Annotated in this window: 1 protein-coding gene; it reads right to left on the reverse strand. The window is 35.9% G+C overall.

Going from position 1 to position 1,673, the window contains the following annotated elements:
- Window positions 1-45 precede the first annotated feature (45 nt).
- Window positions 46-1,604 (reverse strand): IS3 family transposase gene (locus A33I_RS20385; protein ID WP_152976499.1). Its coding sequence is split into 2 segments (ribosomal slippage): window positions 46-962 and window positions 962-1,604, totalling 1,560 coding nucleotides; the frame shifts between segments, so codons are not numbered across the junction.
- Window positions 1,605-1,673: the final 69 nt, after the last annotated feature.

A 1,673-nucleotide genomic window follows, 5' to 3' on the forward strand; every position in this document is an offset into this window, starting at 1 on the left:
TGAACTGCCCCCTGTCAAGTAGACAGTGGAAATAATAAAAAGGATTTAAGCGGCTTTAGCTCTGTATTCCATAGGGCTTAAGCCGTTTAATCGTTTTTGGTATCTTTCATGATTATAAAAATGGATGTACTCATCTATCGCAAATGAAAGTTCATCAAATGTCTCATATTTATTCAAATAGTATTTCTCGCATTTCAGTGTTCCAAAGAAAGATTCCATTGGTCCATTATCAATACATCTCCCCACTCTTGACATACTTTGTGTCATCTTTGCGTCGTCTATCATCCGTTTAAACCCTTTAGATGTGTACTGGTATCCACGGTCACTATGGATAAGAGGGTGTTCCTCAGCTAATTGTGATGTAGCTTGGTCAAGTGTATTAAATACAAGTTGATTATTGTTGGAACGACCTAGAACATAACTTATAATGGCTCCATCATAAAGATCACGGATTGCACTTAAATAGGCCTTTTTTGATTGGCCATACTTAAATTCTGTGACATCCGTAACCCATTTTTCATTTTGTCTTTCTGCTGTAAATTCACGGTTTAATAGATTCTCTGCTACATGTTGAGGAGTAGAGTGTTTATATCGCTTTTTCTTGACACGGATGACAGAGCGCAAACCAGTTAACTTCATTAACCGATAAATTCTTTTATGATTAAATTTCTCATTAAACTTTCTGTTTATTTGAAGGTTCATTTGGCGATAGCCAAAGATACCATCAACTTTTCTATAGAGAGTTTTCATCTCTTTGATGATTTCTTCGTTCTTTAGTTCTCGGGAAGAAGGGGTACGATTAAACCACTTATAGTAGGCAGATCGTGCAACTCCTGCGATTTCACAAAGTAAATGGATGGTTAAATTCTCTTTCTTATGCAGCTCTTGTATAGCGATATATTTATCCTCATATCGGATTAGGTTTATCTTCGCCTCCTTTCGACCTCTTCTAACTTTTTTAAGAATAAATTCTCCGCTCGTAACCGTTCATTTTCTCTTTCTAACTTTTTCATTTGAAGCTCCATTTTCTCTTCTGGAGTCAGTTGCGCTTCCTCTTTCTTTTTACCACGTTTATCTTTTAGCGCTTCATCTCCGCCAGACTCATACTTCTTAACCCATTGATAGACCTGTTGATAGGAAACCTCATACGTATTAGCTGATTGTTGATAATCTTTTCCGTTCTTTAAGCAATGACGTGCAATGTGTATTCGTTCTTCCCAATTCGTTTTCTTCCTCTTAGTCATAGTGTTCGACCTTCCTTTTGCCGTATCTTTAAATTCACTATGACTATTATACTTCTTAATCCACTTCCTAAGGACTGAAGTACTTGATACTTCATACTTTTTAACAGCTTCATTTATAGAATATTGACCAGAGACACAATCTCTGACAGCTGAAAGCTTCAGTTCTTTTGTGTAACGTTTACAAGTTGATGATTCTTGAAGGCCTGAGGCACCATATGTATCCAACTTATATTTCCAATCTTTTATAGCACTTTTACTTACTTTGTATTTCTTCATGATCTCTGATAAAGTATAGAACCCATCTTCACATGCTTTTAAAACTTCCAATTTGAAGGTGGGTGTGAAAGCTCTTTTAGACATTAAAAATACTCCCCTTAAAGTAGCCAGATTTTTATTTTTTAATCTGTCTACCTTATGGGGAGCATATCA

The sequence above is a fragment of the Alkalihalophilus marmarensis DSM 21297 genome (assembly GCF_000474275.2).
In the GTDB taxonomy this organism is placed as follows: domain Bacteria; phylum Bacillota; class Bacilli; order Bacillales; family Bacillaceae_D; genus Alkalihalophilus; species Alkalihalophilus marmarensis.